A 2,669-nucleotide genomic window follows, 5' to 3' on the forward strand; every position below is an offset into this window, starting at 1 on the left:
ACCCGTCCTTCGAAAGAGCAGTTGCAAGTTGCCAGTTCCAAGTTGCAAGCATAAGAACCGCTGTACGCTTAGGAGCAAGGACCCGCTGATCGCTGTAAAGAGCAGTCCTCGTCCTTCGTCCCAGATCATGAACCCGTCCTTCGAAAGAGCAATTGCAAGTTCCAAGCCCTAAAGTAAAGGAACGTCAAATGTCGTTATGCCGAAACTAGAGTCGCCCTCTGAGAAAAGCGGTTCTTCGTTCCGACGCTACGCGTCCAGGTTCTTGGTTCTTCGTCTAGGATTCCGTCATTCCAAAAAGGCCCGTTCACCGATAAGATCAGTCAAGAATGAGCATGGTCGAGACCTTCGCTGCGCTCACGAGAAGGCGAGAGATTTACTGCGACAAGGATCAAGATTCTGACCAAGAGCTTTGTCAGAATGACGGGCTGTGATGCTTTTCGAATCGCTTCCCCGCGAAGTGGGTACTGCGTCCTGGTGCGATCTTCGCCAGCATTGCGTCTTATTCCGCTCTTTCCGACCCCCTACCTGCAACCCCCAACCTCGGCTTCAATCCAACGCCAACTCATTAACCCATTCGACAATCAGGTCAATCAATTCAACCGAGACATAACCCGGCCTGCTGTATTCTTCAACGCTCTTTATCTTTCCGTCTGTTTGCATGAAGAGATGATTTAGGCCTTCAAACAATTTAAGTGTGATATTTGGCCTATCTCCAAGCTCCTCAACGAAGACGTCGAAGTACTGTTTGGGGCTCTGAAAATCCAGTTCGGCATTAGCGATCAGCACAGGAAGTTCTGTCTCTTCAAGAACAGGCATGCAGAAATATCTGTCCAGGCTATAGTAATAGCCTGCCGTAAGTCCGGGGGCCAGCTCCGTTTCTTCCGGGATTTCTCCATTCAATAACTGATTGAAGAACTCGATTGTCTGAGCTTTCTGTTCTTCAGTCATTTGGTCGCCGGCCAGATCGAGATTCTGATCCAGACTTATCTGGGCAAGTTTAACGGGAGAACCGGCAAGAACTATCACGCCATCGACTCCAGCCTCTTCAGCAATCCATGGAGCAACCATTCCGCCCATGGAGTGTCCGGCGAGGTAGATCCCGCTGAATAGGGGAATTGACTTCATCTGTTCGATGACGACCAGAGCGTCGTCTACGTATTCCGCTTCTGCAGTGGTTCCGATTTCATCTACTTTATCCGGGTAGACCAGGTACTTCTTCGGATATCTGAGCGTCGCAATTCCCTTCGATGCGAGTCCCACCGCGATGTCTCTGTAAGGCTTGTTCGGGCCCAGAGTGCCATCGATATCGTGTGTTCCCGATCCCTGCAAGATGATTACCAACGGATACGTTTCCAGATCGTTAGGAACCATCAGTTTTGCCGGAAGATAATATGGTTCCTTGCCTACAGTAATATCTTGTTCCGTATACGCTGATGGGTCGGCATATTCAGGCAACTCCCTTTCGGAATATGCTGACTGACGGAAATAGAAGCCTGCCACCTTCTCGTCGCTGTCGAGAGTGACAGTGATGTCGAAGATTCCATTTGCAAACCTGCATGTAAGAACAAAGGAGATCATACCGTCATTCGTTGATGATTCCAGATTCAGAACTTCTTGGAATTCCCCGGCCATGCCAACAATATTCGCGTATGCTCCGCTTAGCGCTTCAGGAGTAAGACTCGCCTTCACCTGTTCATTCTGAAGCTCGAAGATATTCTCGAATTCTCCGGAGAAGAATCCCTTTAGATAGGTGTCAACTACTTCATTTCCTGTTTCAATCATTATGCTCTCCGTTTCAGGCTCTACGTAAGAAGATGGTCTTATGAAGAATCCCGCGACCTTTTTCTCGGCATCCAGAGTAATTATCACATCGAATACTCCCGCCTTGAATTCTGAGGCGAATATGTAGGACACAAGATCGCCTTGAGGTACTTCGCTGATATTTAGGATCTGGACGAAATCTCCAACCTGCATCTGCAGTTGCCCTCTGAGATTTCTCATAGCCGAAAGCGGCTGCGCCTTCTTCATCTCGGCATTCTGCAACTCATAAGCTTCGGGAAACTTCCCGTTGAAGAAACTGTCTAAGTACTGCTTCGCGATATCAATCGACGCGAAAGATAGAACGGATGCAATTAGAACCGCACTTACTAGAATCCTTTTGATCATTTTCCTTCCTCCTTAACAATCAGCAGTGTTACGATTACCTTCAAGAATCAAGATCTGTGTTCATCTTAAGAATTCGGGCCTCCAGCTCCAAATAGCGGGCAGAAGATTCGATGGATGCTGGAAAAAACCGTCCTAGGATGAGATCAATATCAAGCTAGAGGTCAGAGGTGTGAAAATCGAGATCAATATAATCCAGGAAACGCTGAACTTAGAAAGCTTCTTGCCTCTACTTTTTTTGCTACCTCTCGAGTGTAAATTTACGACCTCTTCCGCTCTCAATTCCGTATGATCAAAATCAGTCCTTGGTCCTTCGTCCCAAATCATTTAGCCATAGACACTCCGCTTGAGCGGATCATCATTACCCACATCATATTCTCTGGATCTCATCATCTCGCGGCTTCTAATGAAGACCCTGGACACGGAGTGTCAACGATGAACCGCACTTCTGTTATTGATCTTAAATCCCCGCTCGAGCGGGGGGGACCGCTTGCGGTGGGGAGTGT

1 protein-coding gene is annotated in these 2,669 nt (G+C 48.0%); it reads right to left on the reverse strand.

What is annotated here, in order from left to right; translation table 11 throughout:
* Positions 1 to 546: 546 nt before the first annotated feature.
* The gene (locus tag B3157_RS02240; RefSeq protein ID WP_292588551.1) at positions 547 to 2,166 is read right to left on the reverse strand and encodes a DUF3887 domain-containing protein; all 1,620 of its coding nucleotides are present in this window, start codon (positions 2,164 to 2,166) and stop codon (positions 547 to 549) included.
* Positions 2,167 to 2,669: the final 503 nt, after the last annotated feature.

The sequence above is a fragment of the Mesotoga sp. UBA5557 genome (assembly GCF_002425715.1).
GTDB lineage: Bacteria > Thermotogota > Thermotogae > Petrotogales > Kosmotogaceae > Mesotoga.